This is a genomic window from Shewanella marisflavi (assembly GCF_023283925.1).
GTDB classification, from domain to species: Bacteria; Pseudomonadota; Gammaproteobacteria; order Enterobacterales; family Shewanellaceae; genus Shewanella; species Shewanella marisflavi.
The window spans coordinates 1-525 of the sequence record NZ_JAKIKX010000029.1; the positions used below are offsets into that span (position 1 = coordinate 1).

Below are 525 nucleotides of genomic sequence, written 5' to 3' on the forward strand. Positions count from 1 at the left end.
CATTCGGACATCGTTAGCTCAAATGCTTGTTACTAGCTCGCCAACGCTTTTCGCAAGTTACTACGTCCTTCATCGCCTCTGACTGCCAAGGCATCCACCGTATACGCTTAGCCACTTAACCATACAACCCAAATGAGTTTCATCTGAGCCGCATCGCAACTAATGGTTTCAACTTTCGCCAAAAGAATACTCAATGCACTTGATTAAAGTGTGTTTTGAGAACTCAATTATTTTTCGCAATAACCTCTCGGTTATTACTATCAGCTTTCCAAATTTTTAAAGAACAAGCATCGTCGCTCGGACGTGCCACTCGCTCTAACAAGAACAAGTTATCTGTGTGAACACTCAAGCACATGGATGTGCTGTGTGCAATAAACGCACGGATGCAGTTTATTGCCAACCAAGTATTGAATTATCGTATAGGTAAGGAGGTGATCCAGCCCCAGGTTCCCCTAGGGCTACCTTGTTACGACTTCACCCCAGTCATGAACCACACCGTGGTAAACGCCCTCCCGAAGGTTAAGC

Annotated in this window: 2 rRNA genes; both read right to left on the reverse strand. The window is 45.1% G+C overall.

Annotation, left to right across the window (positions count from 1 at the left end):
• Window positions 1-121: ribosomal RNA gene (locus tag L2712_RS19105) — 23S ribosomal RNA — on the reverse strand; the annotation flags it as partial.
• Window positions 122-424: 303 nt separating this feature from the next.
• A 16S ribosomal RNA gene (locus L2712_RS19110) occupies window positions 425-525 on the reverse strand; the annotation flags it as partial.